12 protein-coding genes are annotated in these 15,212 nt (G+C 41.2%); 9 read left to right on the top strand and 3 right to left on the bottom strand.

What is annotated here, in order from left to right:
• Window positions 1–19 precede the first annotated feature (19 nt).
• From ACWF5P_RS19615 to ACWF5P_RS19600, 4 genes are read left to right on the top strand one after another with little or no spacing between them, the layout of a single operon-like run.
• The gene (locus ACWF5P_RS19615) at window positions 20–1,291 is read left to right on the top strand and encodes an oligosaccharide flippase family protein (protein ID WP_434168192.1); all 1,272 of its coding nucleotides are present in this window, start codon (window positions 20–22) and stop codon (window positions 1,289–1,291) included.
• Window positions 1,288–2,571: an O-antigen polymerase gene (locus tag ACWF5P_RS19610; protein WP_434168191.1), complete on the top strand. Its 1,284-nt coding sequence runs from the start codon at window positions 1,288–1,290 to the stop codon at window positions 2,569–2,571. The genes ACWF5P_RS19615 and ACWF5P_RS19610 overlap by 4 nt, the downstream gene beginning before the upstream one ends.
• The gene (locus tag ACWF5P_RS19605) at window positions 2,568–3,689 is read left to right on the top strand and encodes a glycosyltransferase family protein (protein WP_434168190.1); all 1,122 of its coding nucleotides are present in this window, start codon (window positions 2,568–2,570) and stop codon (window positions 3,687–3,689) included. The genes ACWF5P_RS19610 and ACWF5P_RS19605 overlap by 4 nt, the downstream gene beginning before the upstream one ends.
• Before the next feature lie 10 nt (window positions 3,690–3,699).
• Window positions 3,700–4,236 carry a serine O-acetyltransferase gene (locus tag ACWF5P_RS19600; RefSeq protein WP_402943184.1) on the top strand — a complete coding sequence of 179 codons (537 nt, stop codon included), beginning with the start codon at window positions 3,700–3,702 and terminating at the stop codon, window positions 4,234–4,236.
• An 84-nt stretch (window positions 4,237–4,320) separates the two neighbouring features.
• Here the strand turns inward: ACWF5P_RS19600 and ACWF5P_RS19595 are convergent, their stop codons facing one another.
• Window positions 4,321–5,613 (bottom strand): NCS2 family permease, encoded by a 1,293-nt coding sequence (locus ACWF5P_RS19595; protein WP_101223911.1) that lies wholly within the window; start codon window positions 5,611–5,613, stop codon window positions 4,321–4,323.
• Window positions 5,614–5,908: 295 nt separating this feature from the next.
• Between ACWF5P_RS19595 and ACWF5P_RS19590 the strand changes: the two genes are divergently transcribed.
• The 3 genes from ACWF5P_RS19590 to ACWF5P_RS19580 are packed head-to-tail and all read left to right on the top strand — an operon-like array spanning window position 5,909 to window position 9,607.
• On the top strand, window positions 5,909–7,462 hold the full coding sequence (locus ACWF5P_RS19590; RefSeq protein WP_452445192.1) for a DEAD/DEAH box helicase: 1,554 nt from the start codon (window positions 5,909–5,911) through the stop codon (window positions 7,460–7,462).
• Between the two features lie 15 nt (window positions 7,463–7,477).
• Window positions 7,478–8,386 (top strand): phosphotransferase, encoded by a 909-nt coding sequence (locus ACWF5P_RS19585; protein ID WP_434168188.1) that lies wholly within the window; start codon window positions 7,478–7,480, stop codon window positions 8,384–8,386.
• Window positions 8,387–8,419: 33 nt separating this feature from the next.
• A complete protein-coding gene (locus tag ACWF5P_RS19580) occupies window positions 8,420–9,607 on the top strand; it encodes a class I SAM-dependent methyltransferase (protein ID WP_452445191.1) in 1,188 nt (395 codons plus the stop codon).
• 107 nt (window positions 9,608–9,714) lie between these two features.
• Here the strand turns inward: ACWF5P_RS19580 and ACWF5P_RS19575 are convergent, their stop codons facing one another.
• Window positions 9,715–11,265, bottom strand: a complete 1,551-nt coding sequence (locus ACWF5P_RS19575) for an ABC-F family ATP-binding cassette domain-containing protein (RefSeq protein ID WP_034316019.1) — start codon at window positions 11,263–11,265, stop codon at window positions 9,715–9,717.
• 233 nt (window positions 11,266–11,498) lie between these two features.
• Here ACWF5P_RS19575 and ACWF5P_RS19570 point away from each other — a divergent pair, with 233 nt between their 5' ends.
• Window positions 11,499–13,691, top strand: a complete 2,193-nt coding sequence (locus ACWF5P_RS19570) for a DNA topoisomerase III (protein ID WP_452445190.1) — start codon at window positions 11,499–11,501, stop codon at window positions 13,689–13,691.
• A gap of 217 nt (window positions 13,692–13,908) precedes the next feature.
• Here ACWF5P_RS19570 and ACWF5P_RS19565 read toward each other — a convergent pair whose 3' ends face one another.
• Entirely contained in the window at window positions 13,909–14,073 is a 165-nt protein-coding gene (locus tag ACWF5P_RS19565) for a hypothetical protein (RefSeq protein ID WP_156404392.1), read from the bottom strand.
• A 521-nt stretch (window positions 14,074–14,594) separates the two neighbouring features.
• Here ACWF5P_RS19565 and ACWF5P_RS19560 point away from each other — a divergent pair.
• The gene (locus tag ACWF5P_RS19560; protein WP_452445189.1) at window positions 14,595–15,107 is read left to right on the top strand and encodes an acyltransferase family protein; all 513 of its coding nucleotides are present in this window, start codon (window positions 14,595–14,597) and stop codon (window positions 15,105–15,107) included.
• The last annotated feature ends 105 nt before the right edge of the window (window positions 15,108–15,212 follow it).

Genomic DNA, 15,212 nt, shown 5'->3' with positions numbered 1-15,212 from the left:
ATGTGGCGTGGTTGAAAATATGAAAATAAAAAATGAATTTATGAATAAAATCCTTTTATTATTAACAGGGAATTCACTTGCACAGCTTATTCTATTCGCAAGTTCCCCCATACTGACAAGAATATATACACCAGAAGATTTTGGTGTGTTTTCAACCTATACGTCACTTTTGGCCATTCTCATGTCATTTTCATCTCTTTGTTTAGAAAAGGCGATTCCTTTAGAAAAAAAACATAGTAATACGGTTCACTTGATGTACATTAGCATGTTTACGATTGCCGTCGTTTGTATCCTGAATATAGGTTTAGGCTTCCTTAATCTATCATTATTTCGATTATACGGTATAGAAGCTTCGATAATGAATGACTTTTTGCTTTCAATTGGCCTGTTTTTTGCTGGAATCTATCAAGTGATGAGTTACTGGATGTTAAAAGAAGATAAGTTTAAAGGGTTAACTCACTCTAAACTGCTTCAATCGATTAGCAATGTAATAAGTCAGTTCTCACTTATTTCCATTAATCATCAAGGAATAGGTTTAATAGCGGGAGATATGATTGGACGGGGAATAACCCTTGTGTACATTTGGCGATATTTCTTAAAGCGAATGCATTGGCCAAAAGTGAACTATAGGAGAATCGGTTATTTACTTAAAAAATATGAGAAATTCGCAAAATACTCCACATGGTCAACCCTCTTAAGTTCCTTATCTATGCAAATCATATTTTTGTTATTGATGCGTCTATACGGACCTGACGTGACAGGGCATTTTTCCATGGCTACAAAAACGATTGGTTTACCCATTAGTTTGTTGGGAGCGAGTATTTCGACAGTATTCTATGCCGAAGTGGCAAAAAGCATTTCAAATGAACCAGGAAGAGTTTTACATTTGTATAAGAGCATTATTACTAAAACGGCCATGTTAGGTGTGCCGATAATGGTAATTTTGGCATGGATGGCACCCGGTCTCTTCAGCTTTGTTTTTGGAGGAGAGTGGCGTGTTTCCGGTGAGTATGTGACATTGATGTCTTTTATGTTTTTAAGTCAAGTGATTGTCATGCCAGTTTCCCAAATATTGTTTTTAATCAAAAAACAACGGACTCAGCTCTTATGGGATGTTTCAAGGCTGTTACTGTCTTCTATTGGAGTACTGGTCATATTCATTTCAGGGGGTTCAGCTGAAGCAGCCATTTTATACTTTAGCATTTGTATGGGGGCCAGCTACTACTTTTTTGCTCTCCTTGGCTATAGGGCGATACATTCCATAGATCGAGAGGATAATCTAAAAAAATGAAGCTGATTCAACTGGGTCTGGTAGGATTATACGTCTGGTTACTGGATATATCCTACGTTTACTTTATTTCCCCTGAATATGCTTATATGGGGTATATATATCGGCAACATCCAAGTGCAGTCATGATAGTAATTTCCATGTTTTTTATTATATTGCCAGCCATATTCATAAAAAAGGAACTGGATAAGCCGTCGGAACTCGTTTTCTGGATTTTGTATTTTATTGTCTATATACCGGTAGTATGGGTTCCGAACTATTTATTTACGCTGCAGCCTGATTTTATATATACGAATGTTCTTTTGTTTTTTTGTTTACTTATCATTGGAAATGTAAATAGATTGCCAGCCATGAAGATTACACCTCCTAATGTTAATCTCGGTCTATTAAAAATCATTTTTGTTATAACATTATTGATTTTTTTTCTTTACATCTTCAAAGTTTCGGGCGGAATTAGTCTAAAACCTCCTATAAATTCCGAGGATATCTATGATAAGCGAATGGCCTTTCGAACGAAACTAACCCCTCTTGCAGGCTATATTATACAGTGGCTTGCAAAAGTATGTAATCCATTAATCGTGACCATTGGCTTATGCAAAAAAAAATATACCTATGTGGTTATCGGACTAGGGCTGCAATACCTTTTGTACACCGTCAATGGCTTGAAGTCAACTCTTTTATCGACTGGATTATTAATCATTGTATTCATTGCTTTTCGGAAGAAGGGAAGGGATTTTTCCATACTTTTTTGTATAAGTCTTTGTTCGCTGTTAGGCATCAGCATTTTTCTTGATTTTATCCTTGATCAGGAATATTTTTCTAATTTATTTGCCAGAAGGATGATCATCACACCGGGCTTGCTGACAAGCTATTATGTAGACTTCTTTTCAACTCATCCAAAAGCCTTGCTATCGTATAATATTTTAGAAAAATTCATAGATCCTGTTTATGACAAGAGTCCGCCATACATTATCGGTACAGAGTACTTTGGCCGACCAGAAATGGCTGCCAATGCCAATATGTTCGCCGATGCTTATGCTAATTTCGGTTATATTGGATTCTTGGTTTATACAGTGATCTTGGCAGCGATATTATGGTTTTATGATAGCTTGACGAAAAATGAAAAGTGGCAAGGTGTCGGCATAATCCTGTTTGTTGTACCTGCATGGTGTTTAGCGGATACTGCGCTTACCACAACGTTTGTGACAGGCGGGATGTTTTTTACTTTCGTTATCATGTATTTATTGTTAGGGTCAGATTTACAAAAGGGAGATAACAGATGAAGTTATTTTATAATATTAGTTCGGTGCACCCATGGAATGATACGAGGATTTATTTCCGGCAAGCCTTTTCTTTTGGAGAAACGGGAATGTACAAGGTGAAGCATATAGCGATTGAAAATAACTTGATCCCTGAAAACATCCCTGCCAATATCGAAGTTGAATTGTTGACTAAGAGATCAAGGAAAGGGCGAATGTTGAATTGGATTGCTCTTTACCGCAAGATCAATAAAGATAAACCTGATGTGATTCAGTTTCATGATCCGGAGCTGCTGATTTTAATGAGCTTCATAAGGAGAATTCCCCGTTATCATCCAGTCATTGTTTATGACATGCATGAAAATGTACCAAAGGTCCTTATGAGAAAAAAAATCCCCGGAATTGCATTGAGTATATATCGTCATTTGGAGAAACGATTGCTAAGGGCATGCAGCGGGGTCGTGTTTGCAGAAATGACGTATAAAGAGGATTATCAGTTCTTAACTTGTCCAACAACAGATGTGTACAATTACCCGAAAATTCCTGAAATGAAAGAAAACAAAGGAAAAGAAGATGTTTTCACCTTTATCTACCTAGGAAGCATCTCTGATATACGTGGCGGGGAAACCATGCTGATTCTTGCAAAAAGATTAGTAGAATTAAAGAAAGTGTTTCATATGAAGATCATTGGAACGGGCAGTGAAGGCTACATCGAAAAATTGAAAACCTTCATCCTGGACAACAGCTTGGAAGATTATATCAGTCTAGAGGGTGTAATGGCCTTTGATAAAGCATTCGAATCCATCCAGAAAGCACATGCAGGCATGGCATTTTTAGTTCCTGATCCTAATTTCATGGGTGGTAAAACAACAAAGTGTTTTGAATATATGGCCGCTGGCATTCCATTTATGGTTTCTGATTTTCTTATTCAAGATGTAATGGATAAATGGAGCTGTGGAGTATCGGCCGATGTAGCAAACATGGATGATATGGTTCAAAAAGCGGTTTATTTACTGGAATCCCCAGCCATGGCCGCGAACATGGGGGAACGAGGAAAAGCTGCATATAGAAAAGAATATAATTGGGAGAATGAAAAGGAAAAACTACTATCTCTGTTTGATGAATTAAATTCATGCTCCTAGGAGGTTTGCTATGGGATTATTTAAATGGATAAATAAATTGGCATTTATTAGTAACTGGGGGAGATTGGGCGGAATCCACGGAATAATCGTCATGTTTGTTTACCGGATAGGCAATATAATTTACTATAAAGTGAACGTTCCAATCTTAAAACAAGTATTATGGATTTTGTACCGCATGATTGATTTGTTAATTATAAGACTCTTCATGAACTGTGAATTTCCTGCGCAATCTCAAATAGGGAAAAAATTGCACCTCCCACATGGAGCAAAAGGCATTATAATCAATCCGTTTACTAAAATAGGGGATCATGTTACAATATTGCATCAAGTAACGTTCGGGCAAAGTAAAGAAATCAGAAAAGCTCCTGAGGTTTGTGATTATGCATATATTGGAGTGGGCGCTAAAATATTGGGCGGCATCCGAATTGGCACGAATTCGAAAGTGGGGGCAAATGCAGTTGTTTTGACATCCGTTCCCGATAATTGCACGGCTGTTGGGGTGCCAAGCGTGATTAAAGGTAAGCAGAAAGAAAACGTTATAAAATAATTGCACGTAAACAAATAAAGGAGTGTTCAATTAGCCTAATTGAACACTCTTTTTTATTATCCCATGGTGCCCTTCATGAGATGATCAAGCCAGGAAAATCAGTTGATAAAGAAATAGGGCAGCAAACATGTACACGAACGGATGCACTTCACGGAATTTGCCTCTTGCCATTTTTAAAATGGGGTAGGCGATGAATCCGAGTGCTATCCCGTTGGCGATGCTTGATGTCAAAGGCATGGCGACAATGACCAAAAAGGCTGGGAATGATTCATCAAAGTGTGTCCAGTCAATTTCATTAATGCTCTTAATCATCATGCTTCCCACGATGATCAAGCTAGGTGCAGTGATTGCCGCTACATTTGAGACAGCTCCTATCAATGGACTGAAGAAGGCTGTTATCAAGAAAAGGATGGCCACTACCAAAGCGGTTAAACCTGTCTTGCCGCCCGCTCCTACACCAGCTGATGATTCAACCGAGGCAGCGGTCGGGCTTGTACCGAACATGGCACCGACAGTAGTGCCGACGGAATCTGCAAAGAAGGCACTGCCGGATTTTTCAAGCTTGTTCTCCTTCAGCAATCCAGCTTGGCGGACAATTCCTAATAAAGCACCGGTCGTATCGAATAGCATTACAAGCAAAATGGAGAAGACGACGCCATATAGCCCGTAGTTAATGACATCGGCGATAGATGTGATGGGATTGGCGACTATAATGCCTTCAGGTAATGAAGGGGTGGAAACCAGGCCGTTAATTTCCAATTGGCCTGTAAAGAAAGCGATTATGGCAGTCACGATCATTCCGATGAATATCGCTCCCTGCACATTGCGAACGATCAGTACGATCGTTATGACCAAACCAACCAATGTAAGCGCCACGCTGGGATCCCTGAAGCTTCCAAGGGTAACCAGGTTGGATTCATGCTGTGTGACGACACCTGACAAACGCAGTCCGATGAAGGTGATGAAAAGCCCGATTCCGGCACTGATAGCATGTTTCAAGTTATTTGGTATGGCCTCGATCAATTTTGAACGGAAAGAGGTTAGGGATAAAAGGATAAAGATGATGCCCGTAACAAAGACTGCAGAGAAAGCAACTGTATATGAGATATCATGGGTTCCCAATACCGAGTATGCAAAATAAGCATTCAATCCCATTGCCGGTGCTATGACAATTGGGTAATTGGCTAAAAGGGCCATGCATAGGGTACCGACTATTATTGCGATTATGGTTGCTGTGAATGCCTGGTCGAATGGAACACCGGCATCAGAAAGGATCATGGGGTTTACAACGATGATATAAGCCAGTGTTAAAAAGGTTGTAAGCCCCGCAAGTACTTCCGTCTTAATATTTGAATTCCGTTCTTTTAATTTAAACATGCGGTCACTCCTTTTTTCTATACAAAAAATCCTTGCAAAAATCTACAAGGAGGAGATGCTTACCCTTTTTCAAGTAAGTAGCTCGATGATAATAAATCTTATAAATTATATTAGAAAAATAACTAAAGTACAATAGCATGAAAAATTTTAAGGTACAGGTTTTCTCGAAAATAGATAATGATATACTAACAAATAGCTTAGACTAAGGATAATGACATGAAGTGAACGAAGCTGTTACCATTAAAGTGGATTTATCAGTCAATTAAATGAAGAAATTCAGAAAGTAGGCCCATACATGACAGAATTCATCGACCTTGGCGTCAGCCCGGCGATTAATAACATATTAAAGCAAATAGGAATATCCGCCCCTACCCCGATTCAGGAGAAATCGATACCAGATATCCTTGCTGGAAGGGATGTCATCGCGAAGGCGCAGACGGGAACGGGGAAGACTTTGGCATTTTTGCTGCCAATCTTGGAAAAGGTCGATCCCGCCGCATCCCACATACAATCATTGATCGTCACGCCAACCAGGGAATTGGCTTTGCAAATCACTGCTGAATTGAAAAAATTCGCTGATGAAATCGAGGGACTTCAAGTGCTTGCAGTTTATGGCGGACAGGATGTCGAGCAGCAAATGAAAAAGCTGACAAGAAACATCTCCGTGGTGGTCGCCACTCCAGGAAGGTTATTAGATCATTTACGAAGAGGCACCATTGATCTCTCACAAACTCAAACACTTGTGCTTGATGAAGCTGATCAAATGCTTCATATTGGGTTTTTACCAGAAGTGGAAGAGATCATGGGACAGCTTCCAGATGAGCGCCAAACGCTGCTCTTTTCAGCAACGATGCCTGAACAGGTGCATCAATTGGCAAAACGCTACATGACTAAACCCTTAACTGCCGCTGTGAAGGCCGAGCAAGTAACGGTCGAGAAAATCAGGCAGCTTGTCATCGAGACGACCGATCGTGCCAAACAATCTTCATTAATCAACATGATCAAAGAAGAACAGCCATACCTTGCGATCATATTTTGCCGTACAAAACGGCGTGTTTCGGTTTTGAATGATGCCCTGAAGGCAGCTGGATTCAATTCTGAAGAGCTTCATGGTGACCTTTCACAGGCAAAGCGGGAACGTGTGATGAAAAACTTCAGAGACGCAAAGCTTCAATATTTAGTGGCAACGGACGTTGCTGCACGAGGGCTTGATGTAGAAGGCGTGACCCATGTGTTTAATTATGATGTTCCTGAGGATGCAGAAAGTTACATCCACCGAATTGGCCGGACGGGCAGAGCGGGTGAGAACGGCTTGGCTGTAACCTTCATAGCAACGAAGGATCTTCAGCTTTTAAGCGATATTGAAAAAGGGATATCCATGAAAATCGAAAGAAGGACGATTGAAGGAGTGAAAATGTTCCAACCCGATGAGGTGAGGCAAAAAAGGAAGCGTCATGATGACTCTTCCGATGAGGGTACCCGCCGCCCGCGTTCGGGAGGGGGAAGGAAACATCGGGAACGGATAGATACGAGAGGACCGAATCGGGGCAGTCACCGTTCTGTAAATCAAGCGGACAATCGTGAAGTCGAGAGGGAGAAACCACGTGGAGGCCGGATGGAAAACAGCCGCGGACCTATACGTGAGGATTCACGGGGAGGCCGTTCGGAAAACAGCCGTGGACCAAGGCGAGAGAATCCGCGGAGTGGCCGCTCGGAAGACAGCCGTGGACAAAAGCGTGACAATCCACGAGGGGGTCAAAGAGACAGCCGTAGATCAACTAGTACACAAGGGGCGAGTAATCGCAGAGGTGGATCTGGCAGCAGCCCCAATAGAGGGAGAAACCGGTAAAAGGGGGAGACGGGAGTGAACAAGCCTTGGTTGGCAGAATATCCAGTTTCTCTGGATCTGGCAGGGAAATTGATCATGCTGCAGTTTCCGGAAATTGAGTTGAAAGAGATCAAGCAACTTGGGGAGGGTTTCGATAACACGGTCATACAAATCAATGGGCAATTTGTATTCCGTTTTCCCCGCCGCCCTATTGCAGTTACGTTGATTCAAGTGGAAAATCAGCTTTTGCCTTCCATTGCAGGCACTTTTCCGCTTGCTATCCCTGAACCAATCTTTTTTGGGAAACCAAGCACTTTGTATCCTTATCCTTTTACCGGTTATAAAATGGTGAAGGGACACTTGCCTGTAGAAGGAACAAAAGCAAATAAGGTCCAATCGGCAAAAAGATTTGCCCGCTTTTTGAAGGTTCTTCACAGTTTCCCTGTCGAAAGGGCTATGCGTTTGGGTGTGCAGCCTGATGGGATGATGAGGCTTGATGTACACTATCGAAAGAAATCACTTATGGAAAATGTCTCGAATCTAATAAACCTAGGATACTTTGAACAGGCGCATGCAGTTAAGGATTTTGTTGAAACCTTAGGTGAATTGGACGTTCAGCATCCGATTTCACTCGTTCACGGAGACATTCATATCCGGAATGTTTTACTTGATGACGAAGGCGTTCTCGCAGGTGTTATTGATTGGGGAGATGTTCATATCGGGAATCCAGCCATTGATTTCTCCTTTTTATACAGTTATTTCCCAAAAGAGGTGCGCAGGGCTTTTTTCGAAATCTATGGTGAAATCGAAAAGGAAACAGAGAGCCTAGCCCGGTTCAGAGCCATATATATGCTTGTTACATTACTCGTTTATGGCATAGATCGCCACGATGAAGAGCTGATTGCCATTACGAGTACCGGTTTGGAATTTGCTATAGAAGAATAATTGTCATGCTCTTTTGATGTTTAGGAGGTACATATGAAGGCAAGTTATTATCAAACAATCACATTAATGGCGAACATATTGGATCAAGCTAATATTCCCTACCAATATTCAGGTCGATCTGCTCTTTTCGTACAAGGAGTGGATATCGATGAATATAAGAAAATCGACATGGATGTACAATGGGATGTCTTTAATGAGGCTTTGGATCTTTTTTCCGAATACGCGCCAACAAAGCCTGAAAGAAGTCCTGAGACTGCATTCTTTCTAATGGATGTCGAGGGGATTTCTGTCACTGTTCGCTGCCGGTTTAACACGACCATTAAAACGGACCCTTATCGTTTATCCATAAAGATGGGGGATATGGAGGTTTGGTGCAGGTCGTTCTACAGTTATTTATACGAAGAAGAAATGAGAAAGTTCAGTGCCGAGATTCATGCTTACTTATCAGCCGAGCAGAAGGGGTTCACAGCGGAAAATGAACAGGCGTGGAACCAGAATAATTATTTAGCGCTTGTCAATCGTTATGGAGATCCCGTTGAATTGGCATCAAAAATCAAACAGAACCCAAAATGGAGACTGCACCCTTTTTATAAATATATGGGGGAAATATCCGGCAAAAAAATCACTCATTTGATGGGATCGAACGGTGTTAAGGCTGTTGCACTGGCCATATTGGGAGCAGAAGTGAAAGTCGTTGATTTTTCCCAGGAAAACGCAATGTTTGCAAATGAGCTGGCAAGTGGCGCCAAAGTCTCCATCGAGTATATAGTTTCGGATGTCCTTTCGCTATCATCCGAGCATGAATCGGGGAATCAGGATCTGGTTTTAATGGAGCTCGGTGTACTTCATTACTTAATAGATCTGCAGCCGTTATTTGAAAAAATTAAAATGATGCTGAAACCTGGAGGCCGATTCGTACTGCATGAATTTCACCCGATTTCAACAAAGCTCATTACTTCAAATGGTAAAAAACGCAAAGTCACAGGCAACTATTTCGCTCCGGCAATCGAAAATAATGAGGTCGCTTTTTCGAAGCATATGCCGGATGAGGAAAAAGGGAGCCTTTCAAGAGTTGTACAGCGTAAATGGACAATCGGGGAACTTATAACGTCAATAGGTCAATCAGGGCTCGTTATTAAAGTGCTCGAGGAAGAACCGAATCATAAAATCCATGATATTGGGCTTCCGAAAACATATACCTTGGTGGCGGAACGAGTTTAAGCTGCATGATGAGGAAATGAAAGCTGACTGAAGGAGCCTTTTCAGTCAGCCTTTTTATTTATTCCTTAATAAAGGGGATGCCGCTTCTGCGACATCCCCGAAAAAGATTAATTTTGGGCCGACCATTCTTCTACATCCCATACTTTGGTAACCCAATCTTCATAGAAATCAGGTTCATGGCATACGAGGACAATCGTTCCTTTATACTCTTTCAATGCACGTTTCAGTTCTTCTTTTGCAACGACATCCAAATGGTTCGTCGGTTCATCGAATAACAGCCAATTGCTTTCGGTAAGCATGAGTTTACATAGGCGCACTTTAGCTTGTTCTCCACCGCTTAGATGGCTCATCGGACGTGTAATGTGCTCATTTTTCAAACCGACACGGGCAAGAATCGCACGTACCTGCGGTTGGTCCAGATGCGGAAATGCATTCCATACTTCATCGATCGGCGTCGTATCGCCTGCTTTCACTTCTTGTTCAAAATACGAAGAAAAAAGGAAATCGCCAAGTGATCTTTTACCGCCTAGAGGATCGATTTTACCCAAAATCGTTTTTAATAGAGTGGATTTACCAACTCCGTTACAGCCGACCACGGCAATTTTTTCTCCCCGCTCGATGGTCATGGACAACTTCGGAAGCAATGGGCGGTCATATCCGATTTCTAGATCTTCACCTTCAAAGACATAACGGCTGCTCGCACGTGACTCTTTAAAGTCAAAGGTAGGTTTCATTGCAGTTTCCGGACGATCGATGCGTTCCATGCGATTCAATTGCTTTTGACGGCTCTTTGCCCGTCCGGTCGTTGAATAGCGTGCTTTATTCTTTGCAATGAAATCTTCTTGCTTTTTAATGAATTCGCGCTGTTTTTCATAGGCGTTAATATGTTGGTTTTTATTCAATTCAGCCAGCTCAAGGAATTTTTCATAAGTTGCCGTGTAACGGGTCAATTTAGAAAATTCAAGATGGAAGATGACGTCGACGACGCCGTTCATGAACTCGGTATCATGCGAAATTAATAAGAATGCATTAGGATATTCCTTTAAGTAGCTGCTCAGCCAGCGGATATGCTCCACATCCAAGTAGTTCGTCGGTTCATCAAGGAGCAGTACTTCAGGCTGTTCCAAAAGTAGCTTGGCTAGTAAAACCTTTGTCCGTTGTCCGCCGCTTAGGGCAGAGACATCACGGTCCAAACCGATTGCATCCAACCCTAAACCGCGTGCCGCTTCTTCAATTTTAATATCCAGATTGTAAAAACCGCCGGCTTCCAGCTTGTCCTGGATTTCACCCATTTGTTCCAAGAGTTCTTCAAGTTCCTCCGGAGTGGCAGTGCCCATTTTCTCTGTAACTTCATTCAGTGCTTTTTCCTGCTCGAATAAAGGTAAGTATGCATCCCGTAAGACGTCGCGAATCGATTTACCCTTTGAAAGTATCGTATGTTGATCAAGATAGCCATATTCGACACCAGGTGTCCATTCGACCCGTCCATCATCATGGATAAGTTGCCCTGTAATGATATTCATCATCGTTGATTTCCCGACACCATTTGCCCCGACCAGACCAACATGTTCGCCGGCCATCAGGCGGAACGAGACATCCTTGAATAAGGTACGGTCGCCAAAGCTGTGTGCTAATTTATCTATAGAAAGTAAGCTCATTTTATATTGAACCTCCCAATTAATTTGAAAAAATCCCTACGTTTCATCATACTAAAATCTGCACGGGAATGCTATCTAATCTATTAATTTACATATATGTGGGTACGGGGAGCCCCTCGAAGGGTAATCCTTAATGTGAACCAATGGATCCAATGCCATGCCGTGCATTATCGCCCTGTCTTAAATTATATGAGATAATGGAGGAACCAGTTTAAAAGCGAAAGGATGTTATTATGAGTAAAACAGTCGTACTGGCCGAGAAACCTTCGGTCGGCAGAGATATAGCAAAAGTACTGAATTGCGGGAAAAAGGGTAATGGCTTTTTTGAAGGCGATCAGTATATCGTCACTTGGGCACTAGGTCATTTGCTCACCCATGCAGATCCGGAATCTTATGATGAAAAATATAAAACTTGGCGCCTTGAGGACCTGCCCATGCTGCCGCCTGCTTTGAAATTGGTCGTGATCAAGCAATCAGGCAAACAATTTCAATCGGTTAAAACACAATTAAATCGCAATGATGTCAAGGATGTCATCATTGCAACGGATGCAGGCCGTGAAGGGGAACTTGTTGCACGCTGGATTCTCGAAAAAGCGAATGTGAAGAAGCCGGTCAAACGGCTTTGGATTTCCTCTGTAACGGATAAAGCGATCAAAGATGGATTCAAAAATCTGAAGGATGGCAAGGAGTATGAAAACCTATTTGCCTCTGCTGTAGCAAGGGCGGAAGCGGACTGGATCGTTGGGATGAACGCGACACGTGCCCTAACAACGAAGCATAATGCCCAGTTATCCTGCGGGAGGGTCCAAACACCGACACTTGCGATGATTGCAAAAAAAGAAGAGGAAATAAAACAATTCCAACCTAAGAAATATTATGGCGTTTCGGCCATTGCAGAACCCAATTTGCGCCTCGTCTGGCAAGATGCCCAATCAAAAGATATCCGCACATTCGATAAAAACAAGGCAGAAAAGGTTCTTGCAGCCGTTAAGGGGAAAAGTGCAGAAGTGGTTGAAGTGAACAAGGCACATAAGAAAAGTTTTGCCCCTTCATTATATGATCTAACAGAACTTCAACGGGACGCCAATAAGAAATTCGGCTATTCGGCGAAAGAGACGTTATCGATCATGCAGCGATTATATGAAAGCCATAAGGTCTTGACTTATCCAAGGACGGATTCACGCTTTTTATCAACGGATTTGGTTGATACGCTAAAAGAAAGATTACAGGCTGTAAGCATTAAACCATATGCCCAGTATGCATCTAGGATTCTGCGCAGCCCGATTAAAACCAATAAATCGTTCGTGGACGATAGCAAGGTTTCTGATCACCATGCAATCATCCCCACTGAGCAAACGCCGCTGCCGGGAAAACTGAGCGACAAAGAATTGAAAATCTATGATTTGGTCGTTAAAAGGTTCCTTGCTGTATTGATGCCGCCTTTTGAATATGAACAAACGACCATCACCGCAAAAATGGGGCAGGAAACGTTCATGGCAAAAGGGAAGGTCGTCCTGAAATCAGGATGGAAGGAAGTCTATGATCACCAATTCGATGAGGAAGAAGCTAAGGATGGCCTTGCTGAGCAACTGCTTCCGAATGTTCAAAAAGGTGACAGTTTAACCATTTCGACCGTGAAACAAACAGAGGGTGAAACGAAACCGCCGGAACCATTCAATGAAGGGTCGCTTCTTTCGGCGATGGAGAATCCTGCACGTTTCATGGCAGGGGAAAGCAAAGAGCTCATCAAGACTCTTGGTGAAACTGGCGGGATTGGAACTGTGGCAACGCGGGCTGACGTTATTGAAAAATTGTTCAATAGCTTCCTGATCGAGAAGAGAGGAAAGGGCCTTCATGTTACCTCGAAAGGAAAACAACTTCTTCAATTGGCACCTGAAGACTTGCGATCTCCAGCTTTGACAGCCCAATGGGAGCAAAAGTTAACTGCGATAGCAAAAGGGAAGCTTCCAAAACAGGCCTTCATCGGCGATATGCGCGCTTATGCCCAAAATATCGTTTTTGAAATCAAAAATAGTGACCAAAAATTCAAGCATGATAACGTGTCAGGAACGAAATGCCCTGATTGCGGCAAGCTGATGCTAGAAGTGAATAGTAAAAAGGGTAAAATGCTCGTCTGCCAAGATCGTGAATGCGGCCACAAAAAAAGTGTTTCACGTGTAACAAATGCCAGATGCCCACAATGTCACAAAAAGATGGAAATGCGCGGTCAAGGAGACGCACAGACATTCACCTGTAAATGCGGTTTTCACGAAAAACTTTCTTCTTACAATAAACGTAAAGGGCAAAATAAGAATCAAAAAGTATCCAAAAATGAAGTATCCAATTATATGAAAAAGCAAAATAAAGAAGAGCCGATCAATACTGCATTGGCGGATGCCTTGGCAAAACTGAAATTCGATAAATAAAAGAAAGAGTCCTTCACTTTTAGTTCCATGGTGAAGGGCTCTTTTTTTTATGGAGTTAATTGCATGGAGCAGGTATGGGGAAATTTCCTTGTCGGCAGGCCCGTCTTTCCAGAAAACAAGGTTGCAGCTTTATGAACGCAAAATTGGTATAAAAGAAAAAGACGGCAGAAAGGGATGGAGCGCTCGCTCCATCCCTTTCCATATATCGCTGCATCTCTTAAATTTCATTCAGTACGGTGCCATGTAATTCATATTCAAGTGTTTTGTCAGTGTGTGTGTGTTTATCCGAATCTACTCGTATGAGCGTACTGAATGGCTTCTGATCACCCGGACTGAAAATTGCTTCATCATTCTCTGGATTCCATAGGCTGTAAATACTCATGATCGTATCCTCCTCCTTTGGATGAGAAGACTAGTAATTCCCATATTTGATTATCATCCAACTCTTCAATTGACTCTAACGCTGATCACCGGGACTAAACACCGCTGCGTCATTCTCTTTGTTCCATTGGCTTCTGATTGTACTCATCATGCACTATCATCTCCTTTGGTGAGAATGTCTTACAGTATTCATATACCCGGATGGGACAGGATAAAACATATATTTTAAAAAAAACATGATTATGTTTCTGAATAACAAGTTGTAACATGCCGAGTTTGCGTCTGCTTCCAAATATCCATAATGCCCCATGGTGGACTGACGTTTTTTCATAAAGTAACGTTCTGCTGTAGACTTCGTGCCCAGGCAACGACATTTTCTGTAAGGGGCATTGGTTGAAAAGTTGGAAAAAAATCCGTACTTGTGAAAATTAAAGAACCTTTTCTACTATGTTGACAAATCATTATTGTAAAGTGATATAATTTTAAATTGTATGCATGACAAAAGGTAGGAGATAGAATCGAATGAATCAAAAATTAATTAATACTGAGAGTAAGTTCAGACCCGAAATCGAAGGGTTACGTGTTGTTGCCGCACTGCTGGTGGCGGTTTATCATATATGGCTTAATCGTGTTTCTGGCGGGGTTGATGTCTTCTTTGTAATTTCAGGTTTTCTTATTACTACTTCAATTGTTTCCACAATTAATCGAACAGGGGAATTTCGTTTTCTTCCATATGTAACCAAATTGATGAAAAGATTACTTCCTTCTGTATTTTTTATTCTTGCAATTGTTCTGGTTTTAAGTTGGTTTTTATTACCTAAATCAATTTTAGATAAAACTATACATGAAGTATTTGCCTCCATGTTTTTCTATCAAAACTGGCAACTTGCTTTTTCGAGCACGGATTATTTAGATTCCAGTCAAATGAAAACACCTGTTGAACACTTTTGGGCTTTGTCTATACAGGGACAATTTTATTTAATTTGGTTTTTATTATTCACTTTGATTTTATTTTTAATAAAAAAATATAAATAAAAAAAAAATAAATTTAAAAATTAATTAAAAAAAAAAAAAAAAAATAAAAAAAAAAAAAAAAAAAAAAATAAAAATTTAAATTAAAATAAATATAAAAAAAAATAA

The organism is Peribacillus sp. NPDC055009 (assembly GCF_053608705.1).
The sequence above is the reverse complement of the archived record's forward strand: the minus strand, read 5'-3'. Positions and strand labels throughout refer to the sequence as shown.